A 16,332-nucleotide genomic window follows, 5' to 3' on the forward strand; every position below is an offset into this window, starting at 1 on the left:
TTAAAATTACTTCCACTCAGCAACTTTTTCAACTGGAAGACGTACTGATTGATAACCACTGTCAGCAGCTTTTCCGATTGAAATTAACATTACTGGTACGTGACGCTCTTTATCTAATCCGAATGCTTCTGCGATTTGGTCTTTTTCAAATCCACCAATTGGGCAAGTATCATAGCCGTGAGCACGAGCTGCTAGCATAAATTGCATTGCTACAAGACCACCGTCAATTAATACCGTATCTTTCATTACTTCTGGTGTAACCATAGAGAAGTAACCTGAAAGTTTTTTCATTTGATCTTCTTTTACTTCAGCTGGCATTAAACCACGCTCTACTGCTGTACCGTAAATTTCTTCTGCGTTATCAAAGTTGTTTAAGTCACCAAATACAGCGATCATTGCTGAAGATGTTTCTACTTGAGATTGATTGAATTTCGCAAGTGGCGCAAGTGTTGCTTTCGCTTCGTCACTTTCAATTACTAAAAATCTCCATGGTTGCATGTTTACTGAAGATGGTGCAAGTGTTGCTTCTGTAAGAATTTCCGTCATTTCTTCTTTACTAATTTTTACTGAAGGATCATATTTACGAATTGAACGGCGTCCTGTTAAAATTTCGTTAAAATCATTTGTTTTTACTGAGTTAGTCATAGTTGTATTCTCCCTTTTTTATAATTCTTTTATATTTTCTTGAATGTGATTTAACATATTTAAAAGATTATCGCGCTCTTCTTCACTTAATCCTTTAAATGCTGATGCTGCAAAACGTTCTTTTTCCTCTTGAAACGCCTGAATTTTATTTCGTCCCTCTTCTGTAAGAGAAACTAACGTAATTCTGTTATCATCTGGATTTTTACGTCTTACAATCATTTCATTTGCCTCAAGCTGCTTTAAATGCCTAGTAATCGCAGCATTATCAATATTCACTTCTTGCTGAAGTGCTTTTTGACTAATTTCACCTACTTCATATAACTGAAGTATAAGCTCTAATCGAGATTGACTCATACCCGTACACCCTTCAAACTTCGAACTTACTTCTTTATTTAGAAAGTGTAATTTATATAAAATAATCGCTTCTTTTGAGCATGAACTTGTCAAATTACCCCTCCTTTACATCCAATATAAAAACGTTTGATGTATCAATAGTTGATATGTCAATTAATATAATCTATATCGATTTAGAATGCAAGCATTTTGTTTTCATTTATATTTTTCCAAATTAAGGCGCTTTGTCGCGTTACAAAAAATGGGAATTACATTATAATAGTAATAATTTAAATGACTGGAGAGTGATTGTTATGCGGCAATACACAAATAGAAATGAGGAAATGAAAATGGAAAATGGAATGAGGATATTTATATATGACAACAATAAATATAGGGATTGTCGCGCACGTAGACGCTGGCAAGACGAGTTTGACTGAGCGTATTCTTTTTGAAACGAATGTGATTAAAGAAATTGGCCGAGTTGATAACGGAAGTACGCAAACTGACTCAATGGAATTAGAAAGACAGCGCGGAATTACGATTAAAGCATCTGTCGTTTCTTTCTTTATTGATGATGTAAAAGTAAATGTCATTGATACACCTGGACACGCTGATTTTATCGCTGAAGTGGAGCGATCATTCCGCGTTTTAGACAGTGCGATTTTAGTTATTTCTGCCGTTGAAGGCGTGCAAGCACAAACGAAGATTTTAATGCGAACACTACAGAAACTAAACATACCGACTGTTTTATTTGTTAATAAAATTGATCGTAGTGGCGCAAATACTGAAAAAGTTGTGAAACAAATAAAAGTAATCCTTTCAAATGATGCATGCCCCTTCTACTCTGTAGAGAACGAAGGAACAAAGGAAGCTCGTATTATGGAATATAAATCATATGACGATTGTATGGAACTGTTAGCACCATATAACGAATCCTTGCTTGCATCATATGTAAATAACGAAATCATCCCGGACGCACTATTAAGAAAAGAACTAGAAAAACAAATACAACAAGCAAATGTTTATCCAATCTTTTTCGGTTCAGCAAAGACAGGTATGGGCGTAACTGAACTACTTGAAAAACTTCCGGCCCTAATTCCAGTTAATAAACCGGCGCAAGATAAAACATTATCCGGTGTTGTTTTTAAAATTGAACGTGAACCTTCTGGCGAAAAGATTGCTTACGTAAGAGTTTTTTCAGGCAGTTTACACGTTAGAAAATATGTTGATATACAGCGAAATGAGTCTCTACCACATAAGGAAAAGATTAAAAAAATGTGCATATTTCATAATGGAGATGCCGTTCAAACTTCTACCGTTCCTAGTGGAGAATTTTGCAAAGTGTGGGGACTGAGTGATATAAAAATTGGTGATATTATCGGTGAACGGACGGATTATATAAAAGACATTCACTTTGCCGAACCACAAATGGAAGCTGCTATTGATGCGGTGCCTACGGATCGAATTCATGATTTATACGCTGCACTTATGGAACTATGTGAAGAAGATCCACTCATTAAAGTGTGGAAAGATGATGTTCATAATGAACTATACATTCGCCTTTTCGGTGAAGTACAAAAAGAAGTAATTGAAACGACTCTTTTTGAGAAATATAATTTGCAGGTTACCTTCTCAAATACACGAGTTGTATGTATTGAGAAACCAATTGGCGCAGGAGATTCCGTTGAAGTAATGGGAGAAAAAACGAACCCGTTCTACGCAACAATCGGCTTCAAAGTTGAACGTGGTGAGCTTAATTCTGGCATGACATATAAGTTAGGTGTTGAACTTGGATCATTACCTTTAGCATTTCATAAAGCGATTGAAGATACTGTATTTCAAACGTTAAAACAAGGTTTATATGGATGGGAAGTTACGGACATTTCTGTCACGTTAACACATACAGGTTATGCTAGTCCTGTTACAACAGCGAGTGACTTTAGAAACTTAACACCGCTCGTTTTAATGGAGGCTTTAAAGCAAGCTGAAACATATGTGTTTGAACCATTAAACGAATTTGAATTAACTGTCCCAGAGCACACAATTAGTACTGCAATGTATAAACTAGCTGCCATTCCAGCAACTTTCGCGGAGCCTAAATTATATAATGACTCTTACCAATTAACAGGATCATTACCTGTTGCGAAAACAGAGAATTTTAAACGAATGCTCCATTCATTTACTGAAGGAGAAGGTATTTTTACAACAAATCCGAATGGTTTCACTAAACTTACGGCTCCCTTTCCTACTCGAAAACGTGTCGATTTTAATCCACTGAATCGCAAGGATTATTTGCTTTATGTGTTGAAGGCTTATTAAATCAAACAAATAGTAAAAAACGCCCTCTAGTATGATATGTTCCTTACTAGAGGGTGTTTTTTTGTAAATAATATTAAGGTAGAGCTGGTTCAAATTCTCCAGCGATTGTTTGATATCCATTATTGCTCTCATACTCTTGCTTTCGCTCTAACCCGAATTTTTCTAAAATAGGAAGGTCATTTGTTGAAAATACATAACTATTTTCTAGCGCGACGTGTTCGTGCCATGCCCAGTTTGGTACAACAAAGAAGTCTCCTTTAGACCAGTCGAAGCGAACACCATTAATAATCGTATACCCTGCCCCTTCATGCACATGATAGATTGATGCATGTGTATGACGATGTGCTTTTCCTCTGAATCCCTTCGGCAGCTTTTGCATCCAAGCTGCAATCGTTGGGCATGCTGTTTCACCGTTCGATGGATTTATATATTCAACGGCATAACCATCGTAAGCATCTGGCTCAAAACGACTTAATCCGTTAAGTGCAGCTTCCGTCCCTGCCCATTTGTAGGAACTAAGTGGAGCTTTCTTCGCATATCTATCCGAAACCGGTCGAACCATTCCACCTTCATAACGCTGAGCAGTATAATTGTCCTGAACATTTGGCTGTTCAATTTTTTCTGGATACGGCTCAAAGAACGTACCACCGAGATAATAAATGGTCGGAATATCAAGGCAGTCCATCCAAATCATCGGCTTATCACCAGTGTGACCATGTCCATGCCACAGTCCATTTGGAGTTGTTAAGAAGTCTCCCCGTTCCATGAAAATACGCTCTCCTTGCACAATTGAGTACGCCCCTTCTCCTTCCATAACGAAACGTAATGCATTTTGAACATGCCGATGTGACGGAGCGATTTCTCCAGGTTGTATCAATTGAACCGCAGCATATAACGTCTGGGTAGTCGATGCCCACCCCCAAGGTTTTCTATAATTAAGTCCTGGATTTTGTAAGTAAATGGCTCTTCGTTCGCCACCACGATCTGGTGTAAAGATTTGCGTCGCTTCCATCAACTTTTTTTGAAGTAATTCCGCTTTCCAAAGGTACGCTTGTGCATGAGGCTCAGGTGTGTGTTTCATTAAATCCGGGATTGCGTTCCAAAGTGGTCCCAGATGATATTGTTCTATATCACGATTGAAATCTTGTACGAGTGTACTTTCAAAAAAAGCATTTTTTTCCGCCATTTTATTTGCCTCCTTTATTGCTCATTAAATTTACATAAATTCCGTTCGATTTGTTTATAATGCTTTTCTGTATGTTCTACGATGAGGTGATTAACGATAAAGTCAATCGGCTTATTGTTGAAACGAGGATTGCGACTTGGAGCCTGAATATTTAACTCTTCGTCTGTTAATGTGCTCAGTACATTTTCTATGATGGTTGGTATAGTAGAAAGCTGCTGAATGACTTCTTCTACAGATTTTTCATTAATATTCTCTTCTGAAACTGTTTGTAGGCGTACTCCATCTGTTAAGCCGCGGCCCCATAAGTTTTCATTGTTTAATTGAATATTGTTTATTTCCTTTGCCCAATACGGAATAGCTTCTGCTACATGTGTAATAATTTGCATAACTGACCATTCATCTTCTGAAGGTTTCCAACGGATTTTTTCTTCAGGCAAAGACTTAACAATCGTTTTTATCTTATCGATTGAGTCATAAATAGATTCGACCGCATGGATTTGCACGTTTTTCGTCATAGTACTGGCACCTCTACTGTTTGTCTTACTCTATTTTCAAGTACACCTACTCGATCAACTTCAATTCGAACGATGTCTCCATCTTTAAGAAATACTTGCGGATTACGTGCAACACCTACACCACCTGGCGTACCTGTTAAAATGACATCCCCTGGCTCTAGTGTCATTAAACCTGATAGGAACGAAACGAGATATTGTACCGAGAATACTAAATTAGCAGTATTAGACTGTTGACGTTTCTCTCCATTAACTGTTAATACGATTTCCAAGCCAGATGGGTTCGTTAATTCATCTGATGTAATTAACCACGGTCCCATTGGGGCACTTCCTTCAACTGTCTTACCTTGAAGCCATTGAATCGTACGGCGCTGAATATCACGATAAGTAATATCATTCACAATTGTGTAACCTGCTACATAATGAAGAGCATCGTCTTCTGAAACATTTCGGACACGCTTTCCGATTACAAAAGCAAATTCAGCTTCGTAATCTAGTTGTTCCGAAATTGGGTAAAACGGAATATCATCTTGTGGACCGACTACTGTATTCGCAAACTTCGCAAAGATGACCGGAAATGCAGGTAATTCTCGTTTCATTTCCAAAATATGTTCACGATAATTGTGACCTACACATATAATTTTTCCTGGCGCAGGTACTGGAGCTTCTATTTTCACTTCACCTTCTTCAAATACCAACTTATCTTCATGTTTTTTCATAAGCGCATAAGCAATCGCATCTTTTGCAAGATTCATACTTTCTTTTCCACCTTGTAAAAATCCATTCATATCCTTTGGTATATACGCCTCTGCAATTTGAGTGGTACGAAGATTTCCCTCGCTTGTCAATTTCGCTTTAAAAGCAGCATGTAAATCGATCAATTTTCCGTTCTCTAGAGCAGCGATTCGCGTTTCTCCGTTATGTGTAAAAGTAACAAGTTTCATAATACTCACCCTTTCCTTTAAAATAAGTGAAATTCTACCTTCTCAAATAATCGAAAACGATAATAATATATGACTTTCCAGCCCTACTCTTTGTTATAAAAGATAAAAAGTATTTCCTTCTGGTCCAAGTGGCACATGTCCCATTTCCATTAACTCTATAATTGGGAGACACACATTCTTTTCTTCAGCTAATTCAGCAGCACATGCCAGAACACTTACGTACATCGCATGCCCGACGAGAAATTTCACTGTTTTTTCCTCTCCAAAAATTTCGAACGCCTCTTTATAAACACCATGAAAGATTGCTTCTGGTACTTTATCTACTACATCTACTAGAAGTTTTTCGTTACCAACACGTACAATTTTTTCTTTCAATTGATCAGGCACTGCTGCTAGTGCCCCCCATAAATTGTTATCTTCAAATGAAATCCGCTCAATTGTTTCATTTAATTGTTTTCTTGAAATCCATTTGATTTCATATTCACTAATGTTTAGAGAACTCATAAATTGATCAATTTTCTTCTCAGCCTCTACATTTTGCTGTCCAATGTTGTAATACCAGTTCATCGTCATTAACCGTTCAATCATTCCATTTGTAGAACGTGCATGAGAACCATATTTTTCTTCATTCATGAATTGAGACAAAGCCATTTCTTATCGCTCCTTTCATATCGTTCATGTTACCGATCTAAGTTTTTTATACTTTTAATATTTCGTTGTCAGTTCAGGAGGTCCAAATTTCGGTCCATATGGCCCCTCATCAAGCCATCTTCCAAGCCTAGGAACGATAGATACCATTGAAGCAGCAATGTCGCGTTTCATGTTCATTTCAGGAGAGTTCCCCTGAAGGTGGTGAAGCGCAGTAGTTGAAGCGTCTCGGTTCCATTTAGCTGCAATTCGGCGTTCGTTTGCAGCTGCTTCAATTGCGTTTATCCGCTCTTCTTCAGCGTTAGATTGAAGCGCCTTCTCAATACCTCTCGCAGCGAGAACAGCATCTGGAATTCCAGAGTTTAATCCACGTGCTCCGAATGGGGCGAATAAGTGTGCTGCTTCTCCAGCTAGAAGAACACGACGTTTTTCGTCAGTAAATGAATTTGCCACAATTTGATGGAAGCGATAGGAAGACACCCACGTAATCCTATCAGCGTACTTAGCATCCATGACTTTCGGCAACCATTTCTTAACACTTTCAATATTTGTATAATCATCTGGGTTATCTGACTCAAGGAGTTGTAAATCGATACGCCATCCACCTTTAAACGGAACAAACATAACATTTCTTCCCTCCATAGCTGGATGTTGATAATGGAATATTCTTTCTAAAGGAAATGGATCTGTTTCATCTTCTTTCGCATCTACGACGATAAAAGTATCTGCTGTGCGCGGTCCTTCAAACGTTAATCCCGCTTGCTCTCTTACGATTGAACGTGCTCCATCACATCCAATTACATACTGCGACTTTAAGATTTCGTCATTTGTGATTGTTACTTCTACTCCAGAGTCTGTAAAGTGTAACTTTTTAACTGGGGCATCCCAAAGGAATTCAACGCCCGCATTTATACAAGCCTCATACATATGCTTTTCGATCTCATCTTTATGAAGGGCTGTGAAATGAGGCAAGCGGTTTGACTTAAGGTTTTCATCCTTACCATAATCTCGTACATATACTTCTTTCCCTTTATAAAACGTTCGTTTTACTGGCCAAATAATTCCGTTATGAGCAAGTGTAAAACCAAGACCTTCTGCAGTCTCCTCCAGTAGTTTTAACGAAGCACTATGCAAATAAATTGCTCTACTTCCCGGACGTGGTCTTCCGAATGAATCTCCCTCTATTACTAATGTTGAAATGCCCTTCTTTTGTAATGAAAGTCCTGCTACAAGTCCTACTGGGCCCGCACCAACAACAATGGCATCATAATTTTTTTCTTTTCCCATCACTATCTCCCCTTCACTAACAATTTCCCATTATGATATCTTTACTTGTTCTTCTTTAACTTCCTACAGTTTTTATCTCTGGCATCATCTTCTTCCGAATATCCTCAGGTATTGGATACGCTTTTGCTTTTTCTTTGAAAGAAGTCCATGCACGAGTTTCATAACCTTCTGCCACAATCTGTTCCCCTTTTACAAAAACATGCTGTATTGTAAAAACTTTATTACGCAATTCGTTCACAGTACTTTTCACAACTACTTGGTCTTCAAAACGAAGAGGTGACTTAAATTGGCATTTTGCTTCTAGTAAAGGCAATCCAATTTGTTGTTCTTCGTAAAGCTCGACTGAAGGAAAACCAATTTTTTTAAAATATTCATGAGTTGCTTCATCCATCCATTTATAAAAATTAGGATAATACACAATGCCCGCAGCATCAGTATCTCCCCACCTTACTTGAAAAGCATACTCTTCCATTATGCCTTCGCCTCCTATCTATTAAACTGTTGGACTACTATTTGAAGATACTTGTTCTCTCAATTTCAACTTTTGAATTTTCCCACTTGCTGTTACAGGAAATTCATCAGTAAAGATCACTTTCTCTGGCAGTTTATAAATTGCGATTCTCTCTTTAAGATAGAATTTTATTTCTTCTTCTGTACTTACTTCCCCATTCTTTAACCGTATGACCGCACATGCAACTTCTCCAAGTACTTTATCTGGAAGACCTACAACTGCTGCTTCTATTACTTTTGGATGTTTCATAATGACTGCTTCAATTTCTTGAGGATAAACGTTTAGCCCGCCTCTTATAATCATCTCTTTCTTTCGTCCTACGAATCTTAAATACCCTTGAGGATCGAGGGTACCTAAATCTCCTGAATAGTACCAACCTTCATTATCTAAAACTTGTTTTGTTTGTTCGGGCATATTGTAGTACCCTTTCATTACACCGAATCCTTTAACTGCGATCTCTCCCACTTCTCCAGAAGGAAGATCCACTCTATTCTCATCTACAATTTTCAATGTTACTCCTGGAATTGCCTTTCCAAGCGTTTCTGTTATATTCTGCTTTGTATCATCATAAGAGGTCATCGTAATAGAGACCGTCTCAGTTATCCCGAATGACTGACAAAGATTAATTCCCATCCGTTCACGTATATCCGTCACTGTTTTTGCCGGAATAGGTGCGGCGCCAACTAATCCGGCACGCAAGGAAGATAAATCATATTTATTAAAATCCTCTAATTCTAGTTCTTTTATAAACATGGTTGGTACGCCTTTTTGGATCGTTACCTTTTCTTGTGCAATTAATTGTAAAGTCTCTCGCGGACGGAATTTTTCTTGTAATACTATTCGTCCTCCCATCGCTACTGCACAAAGCATATTAATCGCCATACCGAAAATATGAAACAGTGGTGCCGAAATAATAAATACATCCTCTTGTGTACAATGCAGCTCTATTCCTATCGTTTGCGCAGATTGTACAACAGCACGGTGTGTAACCATTACACCTTTTGGAGTTCCCGTCGTCCCTGACGTATATAATATACAAAACAAATCTTCATTCACATTTATACTTACTGGTTCAACATCCATTTTTTTTGTACGAATTAACTCCTCATATGAACAGTAATTCTCTTGCGAAAATCGTACTGTAATAACCTTTCGTACCTTATTAACAACTTTTTCAAATCCAAAATTCTTTTCAAATTCCCCTGAAGCTATTAATAGCTTTGGAGCTGAACTTTCCAATATATATTCAATTTCATATGATTTATATTTGGGGTTAAAAGGAACGATTATCGCTCCTAGTTTCGCAGCTGCAAAATAGATAACTACTGTTTCGGACCAGTTTGGTAGAGATACGGCGATACGGTCTGCTTTACCTACTCCTAGTCTCTTAAATGCCGTAGCTAAACAATCCACTTCCTGTTTCAATTGTTTGTATGTAATTCGCCTCGTTAAATCGTATATCGCTTCTTTTTCACCGTAAGTTGAAGTAACCGTTTCTAACAGCCCATGCACCGATACTAAGTTTTTATCCTTTTTCATTGTCTCACTCACTTTCTATCGTATTACCAACTAGCCTGAGTTTTTTATCCCATACTTATAGCCGGATAAACGATGTAGGAAAACCAGGAAGGACTCCTCCTGGCTTTTCTAATACAAAGCTTCCCAAATTGCTGCAATTCCTTGACCTCCACCAATACAAACTGCGGATATCCCGTACTTCTTATTTCTTCTTCTTAACTCATAAATTAAAGATAGAGAAATTCTCGTTCCACTCGCAGCAAGTGGATGACCTATCGCAATTGCCCCGCCATTTACATTCGCTTTATTAAGATCAAATCCTAATTCTTTTTGACAAGCTAAGTACTGCGCAGAGAATGCTTCATTAATTTCAATTAAGTCTAAGTCTGCTAAAGTTAAATTCGCTTTTTCTAATGCACTTTGAATAGCTGGAACCGGTCCGATTCCCATATACTTCGGTTCCACTCCAACAACAGCCCAAGAAACGAGCTTAGCAATCGGTTTTAATCCTCTTTCATTTGCATAATCGCTTGATGCTAAAACAACTGCCGCTGCACCGTCCACCATCCCACTTGCACTTCCGGGAGTCACTACACCATGCTCCACAAAGCGTGGCTTTAACTTTGCTAATTTTTCTAAACTCGTGTGACGGATATGCTCATCTTCTTCAATGACCTGCTCTCCTTTTCTTCCTTTCACTGTTACTGGAACAATCTCTTCTTTTAAATAACCTTTTTCCCTTGCTAAAAGAGCTCGCTCATGACTAGAAAGAGCATGCTGATCTACTTCTTCTCTCGTTAAGTTATATTTTGCAGCTAAATTCTCAGCTGTTTCTCCCATCGTACATTCGCCGTACGTATCATAAAGTCCATCCCATAGCCAATCTTCTAAGGCTGGACCGCCGAGCGGACTTCCCCATCTCATCCCAGGGATTACATGTGGCACTTGGCTCATGTTCTCCGTTCCTCCGGCAAGTGCAACTTCTGCTTCTCCGCATAGAATATAACGAGCAGCCGTTAAAATAGATTCAACGCCCGTTCCGCAAAGACGATTAATTGTCAAAGCGGGGACATGAATAGGTGCTCCAGCTTTTAAACCAACATGCCTTGCCAATAAATGTGCATCTTTACTAGATTGCTGAACGTTACCAAATACAACTTGATCAATATCTTCAGCAGATATTGAAGCTTTTCTTATGGCTTCCTTAGCGGCAATTGCCCCTAATTCTGTTGCATTCATCCCCCGGAATGATCCCGAAATTTCAGTGAACGGAGTCCTGGCTCCCTCTAATAAAACAATTTCTTTCATATCCTTTTCACCTCATTATTTCCCTAAATAAACTGGTTTTCTTTTTTCAACGAATGCTTGTAATCCTTCTTTTCGATCCTCTGTTGCGAAAGCATTTCCAAAACAGGTACTTTCAATGATTAAGCCTGTTTCAAGATCAGCATTACTTCCTACATTTACTGCCGTTTTTAACATTTGAAGTGCTACTGGTGGTTTTTTTGCCAATTTATATGCCCATTCCTTTGCAAATTCAAACAACTCTTCCGCAGGTACTACTTTGTTGACAATATGTAAATCGAAAGCACGCTCTGCATCAAACATATCTCCGAAATACAGTAATTCTTTCGCTATGCCTTGGCCTACAATCTTTTGAAGACGCTGTGTTCCTCCGCCTCCAGGAATAATTCCGAGTCCTACTTCTGGAAAAGCGAATTTTGCTTGATCCGAACAAATACGTAAGTCACATGCAAGTGCAAGTTCAAAGCCACCACCAAGAGCTAATCCATTTATCGCAGCAATAACTGGTTTTGACAAATTTTCAATTTTGCTAAATACCGTTCGTGAAGTTTTATTCATTTTGGTTACACCGACAAGATCAAGTGCTGCCATTTCATTAATATCAGCGCCTGCAACAAATGCCTTCCTTCCGCTTCCTGTAAGAACGATAACTCGTACTTCTTCATTCGCCTCTAGTTCGCCAAATAGACTGGAAAGTTCATGAAACACTTGTGTATTCAACGGATTTACAGGTGGTCGATTAATTGTAACGATCGCAACTTTATTTTCAATATCACAAATTAAAAACTCATAATTCATAACTTAATCCCCCATTCTTTATTCATAATCATAAAAACCTGCACCTGTTTTCTTGCCATGTCTACCTGCTCTAACTAGCTGTTTTAAAAGAAGTGGCGGCGCGTATTGATCATTATTTAGTTCTTCTTTGAAGTACTCCATCACGTGATACCCAATATCTACACCTGCAAAATCTTGTAGTGTAAACGGCCCCATCGGATAATTGAGGCCAAGTGTAACAGCCTTATCAATATCTTCTGCAGATGCAACCCCATCTTCAAGCAATTTAATTGCTTCAATAAATTGCGGAATCATAATTCGATTTACAATAAATCCAGGTGAATCTTTCTTTACTTCAACTGGTTCTTTCGAAAGCTTTTTAGATAACGCTTTCAATTCTTCGACTGTTTCATCACTCGTTTTATAGCCGCGAACAACTTCTACAAGTTTCATAAGTTGTGCAGGGTTAAAGAAATGCATACCTGCCACACGTTCTGGACGATTCGTTGCTGAAGCAATCTCTGTTATCGACATAGATGAAGTATTTGTTGCAAGTATAACCCCTTCAGGAACGATTTGATCAAGAGCTGCAAACACTTCCCTCTTCAAATCTAACTTCTCTAACACGGCCTCAATAGCTACATCCGCATCTTTCATATCTTCTAAAGTTGTAGTGAGTCGAATTCGGCCAAGCGCCTTTTCTTTATCTTCTTCCGTCATTTTTCCTCTTGTAACACTCTTAGTCATAAAACCATTCATACGTTGTATTGCATTATCTAAATAATGCTCTTCAATATCATGTAAAATAACCGTAAATCCATTTAATGCAGCTAAATTTGCAATGCCAGAACCCATAGATCCTGCACCGACAATGCCAATTGTTTGAATTGCCATTTTGCTACCTCCTTGAATAACTTTTTGAATGTTCTGTAAATAAATTATATCTATATCCAAAAAGTTTTTATATATACACAGTGTAGGAAATACATATATTTCTTTCATACATTTTAATGGTATTCATTTCGGTTCAAACCGCTTCATTTTCCATTTAGTGAGAAGTACAGTTATTTTTCATACAAAAAGTGCGCACTTCAAAAGAAATAATGTTTTCTAGAAGTACGCACTCTATGATGTAAAATTCAAAACTATATGTTATCGTTCTTTTCCATTTGATGAAATAACTTCTTTATACCAATAGAAGCTCTGTTTCTTTATTCTTTTTAAATCTTTTAAATCGTCTTCATCACGATTTATATAAATAAAACCATATCTTTTTCTGAAACCTTGATGCGTAGAAATTAAATCGATTGCGGCCCAAGGGCAGTAACCCATTACATCCACTCCATCTGCAATTGCCAATTCCATCTGTTCAATATGTTTTTTCAAGTAATCAATCCGGTAATGATCTTGCACAGACCCATCTTCATCTACTTTGTCGTAAGCACCTATTCCATTCTCTGTAATGATAATTGGTAAGTGATAACGATCATTCACTTCTCTTAATGTAACTCGGAAGCCGATTGGATCAATCTCCCAACCGAAATCGGTTAATTCTAGAAATTCATTATCGTCACCCATAAAGAATCCTTCTTCACCTACTTCAATTTGTTGATCACCAGCATCATTGATTACAAAGTTTTCATCATACTCACTAACAGTAATAGAAGAATAATAGTTAAAAGCGATATAATCTGGTTTTGAACTAGCTAGAATCTCCATATCTCCCTCTAGAATGACTGGTTCGATATTTTTGCTTTTCATAAAATTCCACGCTATATTGTTATATCGTCCATATACAGCCATATCTAGATATAGCCAATTACGAATTGCGTTACAATTTTGCGCTGCAATTATATCATTCGGCTTACATGTTTTCGGATACACATAACTAATATTTGGTGCTGGACCAATTTTAGCGTCTTGTATCATTTTGTGACATAAGTTCGTAACCTTAGCCTCTGCTAAAAGCATGTGATGATTTTGCTGATATAGCTCTTTTTGAGATAATACTGATGTCCCAATCGCCTGTCCATGTAGGATCATCATGTTCTGTTCATTAATCGTTAACCAATTCTTTACTCGATCTCCAAAACGTTCAAAAAGGATTTCACAATACTTAACAAAAGCATCGATGGTATCACGATTACTCCAGCCACCCTTTTTCTCTAATTCATACGGTAAATCAAAATGATACATCGTTACTAACGGTACGATATCATGCTTCAGCAATTCATCAATAAGATTGCTATAGAATGTAATACCCTTTTCATTCACTTCTCCAGTACCATTTGGAAGAATACGAGTCCAGGCTATAGAAAAACGATAAACGTTTAATCCTAATTCTGCAAAAAGCTTTACATCTTCTTTAAAATGATGATAATGATCACTACAAACTTTAAAATCTGATGTACCTTCAGGAATAACTTTCACATCTTGAACAGAAAGGCCCTTTCCATCTTCATTATAGGCACCTTCTACTTGATAGGCGCTTGTCGAAGCGCCCCATAAAAAGTCTTTTTTAAATGTAGTATTGAGCATATTTACCTTTCCCTTTCAAAAATAGTATTGTTATCGTTTATTTCTATTAGTTTTGTTTCACTAAAAATGTTTCATAAACACTTATCAACTCTTCTGCAATGATTTTAAATCCTTCTGCACTCATTAATTGATCTTCTGCATGCGCCAACAATAAACTTACTTCTACTTTTTCACCAGCTGCTTCTTTACTAATCAATCCAGCATGTGCTCTATGGCCTTCAATAAATGTTTCACTGCCTTCATTCATCAATTGTCTTGCTTGTTCAAAGTTACCCATTTTTGCTTCTTGAATTGCTTCAATATACGAAGATCGTGCACTACCTACTGCTGATATAATTTGAAATACTACTAATTCATTTTGTTCCATAACGATTCTCCTAACATTTTTTTATTTTTATTATTCGAAAAAACAATCAGTGGGGTTTTGTTCATCCCCACTAATTACTAGCCCACACTAATTGGGCTTTTGCGGGATACATGATTATTACTGTGTTGCCGCTTGTTGTTCTGCCTCATAAGCTTTCTTATCTCCCATTTTAAAGAACGGATAATATAATAGAATTTGAGAGATAATAATTAATACTGTCATGATGAATAGTAACCAACCACCAGAAATATAAGCTGCAAATGGTGCTGGTGTTACCCATGGTAATTCAATAAGTGGATTAAAGTTAGATAAAATCCCTGTAATTTTAAGGAATACGATACCAATTAATCCGCCTACTATTGAAGATGCTACTAATGGGATAAAGTAGATTGGATTCAGAACAAGCGGTAATCCAAATACAATCGGCTCATTAATATTAAAGATATTTGGGACGATACCGATTTTCCCAAGTGATTTATATTGCTCTGATTTCGCAAATAGTAGATTTATAGCTAAACCTAACGTATTTCCTGTTCCACCAATGGCAACTGCAAAATGCATTAAAGTAAATGCTAAGTAAGGAATTTCTGAAAAAGGTGTGCCTGAAGCAAAAGCTGTAATAGCTGCTGTAAATAATGGAGCTGTCGCACTATACCATACATTTATGATCGGTGCTGGGTGTAAACCGAAGAACCAACATATATTCATGAATGTAAATATAGCGATTACCGACCATACAGACGATCCAATGAATTTTACAGGTAACGCTATAACTTGACTTACAAAGTTAAAAATATTTTCATATGGCGTATAGCCAAATATTACTCTAATAAAGAAGATAAGCGTGAAGATGATGATTGAAATAAACACAGGATTAATCGCATCAGCTACCATCGGAGGTACTGATTCTGGCAATTTCACTCCAATATTTTTCCTTTTTAATGAACAATACAGTTTACTTGTGAAAACTCCGACAAACATGGCAACGAATATGCCATCACTACCTAAGTACTGATTTAATATAGCAGGAATTTGTTCTTCTCCTACCTTAATAGACATTGGCATTAAACATAAGAAACTGCCTAGCGCTATAACAGCAGCTGTCATTCCATTCATGCCTTCCTCTTTTGCATAGGAATAAGCGATAATGACAACCATATACACTGCTAACAAGCTTAATGTCGCACTAATCATGTCTTGCATATGCGTATATAAACCAATTTGAATTAAAAATTCTTTCCACCCTTCAAATGGTAGATTACCTAAAATAGCAAATAATGTAACACCGATCGTAACAGGAATTGTCATCATCATCCCTGATGTGATAGCATTTACTACTTTACTATTTCCGAGATAATTTGTTAGTGGTGTGATGATTCGTTCTAGTCCGTTTTTAGTCCCTTCTAACAGGTTCATAATTACCTCCAACATTTATAGAT

16 protein-coding genes are annotated in these 16,332 nt (G+C 37.3%); 1 reads left to right on the plus strand and 15 read right to left on the minus strand.

Annotated elements, in window-relative coordinates:
* Positions 1 to 6 precede the first annotated feature (6 nt).
* Together BAQ49_RS17425 and BAQ49_RS17430 are read right to left on the minus strand one after the other, a co-directional pair.
* A complete protein-coding gene (locus BAQ49_RS17425) occupies positions 7 to 645 on the minus strand; it encodes a nitroreductase family protein (RefSeq protein ID WP_000185378.1) in 639 nt (212 codons plus the stop codon).
* A gap of 18 nt (positions 646 to 663) precedes the next feature.
* Positions 664 to 1,092: a MarR family winged helix-turn-helix transcriptional regulator gene (locus BAQ49_RS17430; RefSeq protein ID WP_000204172.1), complete on the minus strand. Its 429-nt coding sequence runs from the start codon at positions 1,090 to 1,092 to the stop codon at positions 664 to 666.
* A 264-nt stretch (positions 1,093 to 1,356) separates the two neighbouring features.
* Here BAQ49_RS17430 and BAQ49_RS17440 point away from each other — a divergent pair, with 264 nt between their 5' ends.
* Positions 1,357 to 3,300, plus strand: a complete 1,944-nt coding sequence (locus BAQ49_RS17440; RefSeq protein WP_071746398.1) for an elongation factor G — start codon at positions 1,357 to 1,359, stop codon at positions 3,298 to 3,300.
* A gap of 73 nt (positions 3,301 to 3,373) precedes the next feature.
* On the opposite strand, the gene BAQ49_RS17445 is transcribed toward BAQ49_RS17440, so the two are convergent.
* The 13 genes from BAQ49_RS17445 to BAQ49_RS17505 all read right to left on the minus strand — a co-directional run bounded on the left by BAQ49_RS17445 (position 3,374) and on the right by BAQ49_RS17505 (position 16,309).
* Positions 3,374 to 4,486, minus strand: a complete 1,113-nt coding sequence (locus tag BAQ49_RS17445) for a cupin domain-containing protein (protein ID WP_071746399.1) — start codon at positions 4,484 to 4,486, stop codon at positions 3,374 to 3,376.
* Between the two features lie 14 nt (positions 4,487 to 4,500).
* Complete coding sequence (locus tag BAQ49_RS17450; protein ID WP_071746400.1) at positions 4,501 to 5,001, minus strand: DinB family protein; 501 nt, start codon at positions 4,999 to 5,001, stop codon at positions 4,501 to 4,503.
* A complete protein-coding gene (locus BAQ49_RS17455; protein WP_071746401.1) occupies positions 4,998 to 5,942 on the minus strand; it encodes a fumarylacetoacetate hydrolase family protein in 945 nt (314 codons plus the stop codon). Before BAQ49_RS17455 ends, BAQ49_RS17450 begins: the two co-directional genes overlap by 4 nt.
* Positions 5,943 to 6,035: 93 nt before the next feature.
* Complete coding sequence (locus BAQ49_RS17460; protein WP_071746402.1) at positions 6,036 to 6,593, minus strand: hypothetical protein; 558 nt, start codon at positions 6,591 to 6,593, stop codon at positions 6,036 to 6,038.
* Positions 6,594 to 6,647: 54 nt separating this feature from the next.
* Positions 6,648 to 7,877 (minus strand): FAD-dependent oxidoreductase, encoded by a 1,230-nt coding sequence (locus BAQ49_RS17465; RefSeq protein ID WP_071746403.1) that lies wholly within the window; start codon positions 7,875 to 7,877, stop codon positions 6,648 to 6,650.
* A gap of 55 nt (positions 7,878 to 7,932) precedes the next feature.
* Positions 7,933 to 8,349, minus strand: coding sequence for an acyl-CoA thioesterase (locus tag BAQ49_RS17470; protein WP_071746404.1), 417 nt, complete (start codon positions 8,347 to 8,349; stop codon positions 7,933 to 7,935).
* Positions 8,350 to 8,370: 21 nt separating this feature from the next.
* Positions 8,371 to 9,927 carry a class I adenylate-forming enzyme family protein gene (locus BAQ49_RS17475; protein WP_071746405.1) on the minus strand — a complete coding sequence of 519 codons (1,557 nt, stop codon included), beginning with the start codon at positions 9,925 to 9,927 and terminating at the stop codon, positions 8,371 to 8,373.
* Positions 9,928 to 10,035: 108 nt separating this feature from the next.
* The gene (locus BAQ49_RS17480) at positions 10,036 to 11,214 is read right to left on the minus strand and encodes an acetyl-CoA C-acetyltransferase (protein WP_071746406.1); all 1,179 of its coding nucleotides are present in this window, start codon (positions 11,212 to 11,214) and stop codon (positions 10,036 to 10,038) included.
* A 15-nt stretch (positions 11,215 to 11,229) separates the two neighbouring features.
* Positions 11,230 to 12,009 (minus strand): enoyl-CoA hydratase/isomerase family protein, encoded by a 780-nt coding sequence (locus BAQ49_RS17485; RefSeq protein WP_071746407.1) that lies wholly within the window; start codon positions 12,007 to 12,009, stop codon positions 11,230 to 11,232.
* 18 nt (positions 12,010 to 12,027) lie between these two features.
* Positions 12,028 to 12,882: a 3-hydroxyacyl-CoA dehydrogenase family protein gene (locus BAQ49_RS17490; RefSeq protein ID WP_071746408.1), complete on the minus strand. Its 855-nt coding sequence runs from the start codon at positions 12,880 to 12,882 to the stop codon at positions 12,028 to 12,030.
* A gap of 258 nt (positions 12,883 to 13,140) precedes the next feature.
* Positions 13,141 to 14,526 carry a glycoside hydrolase family 1 protein gene (locus BAQ49_RS17495; RefSeq protein WP_071746409.1) on the minus strand — a complete coding sequence of 462 codons (1,386 nt, stop codon included), beginning with the start codon at positions 14,524 to 14,526 and terminating at the stop codon, positions 13,141 to 13,143.
* Between the two features lie 46 nt (positions 14,527 to 14,572).
* Positions 14,573 to 14,893, minus strand: coding sequence for a PTS sugar transporter subunit IIA (locus BAQ49_RS17500; protein ID WP_000437092.1), 321 nt, complete (start codon positions 14,891 to 14,893; stop codon positions 14,573 to 14,575).
* A 117-nt stretch (positions 14,894 to 15,010) separates the two neighbouring features.
* Positions 15,011 to 16,309 carry a PTS sugar transporter subunit IIC gene (locus BAQ49_RS17505; protein WP_071746410.1) on the minus strand — a complete coding sequence of 433 codons (1,299 nt, stop codon included), beginning with the start codon at positions 16,307 to 16,309 and terminating at the stop codon, positions 15,011 to 15,013.
* Positions 16,310 to 16,332 lie beyond the last annotated feature (23 nt).

The organism is Bacillus proteolyticus, from assembly GCF_001884065.1.
GTDB classification, from domain to species: Bacteria; Bacillota; Bacilli; order Bacillales; family Bacillaceae_G; genus Bacillus_A; species Bacillus_A proteolyticus.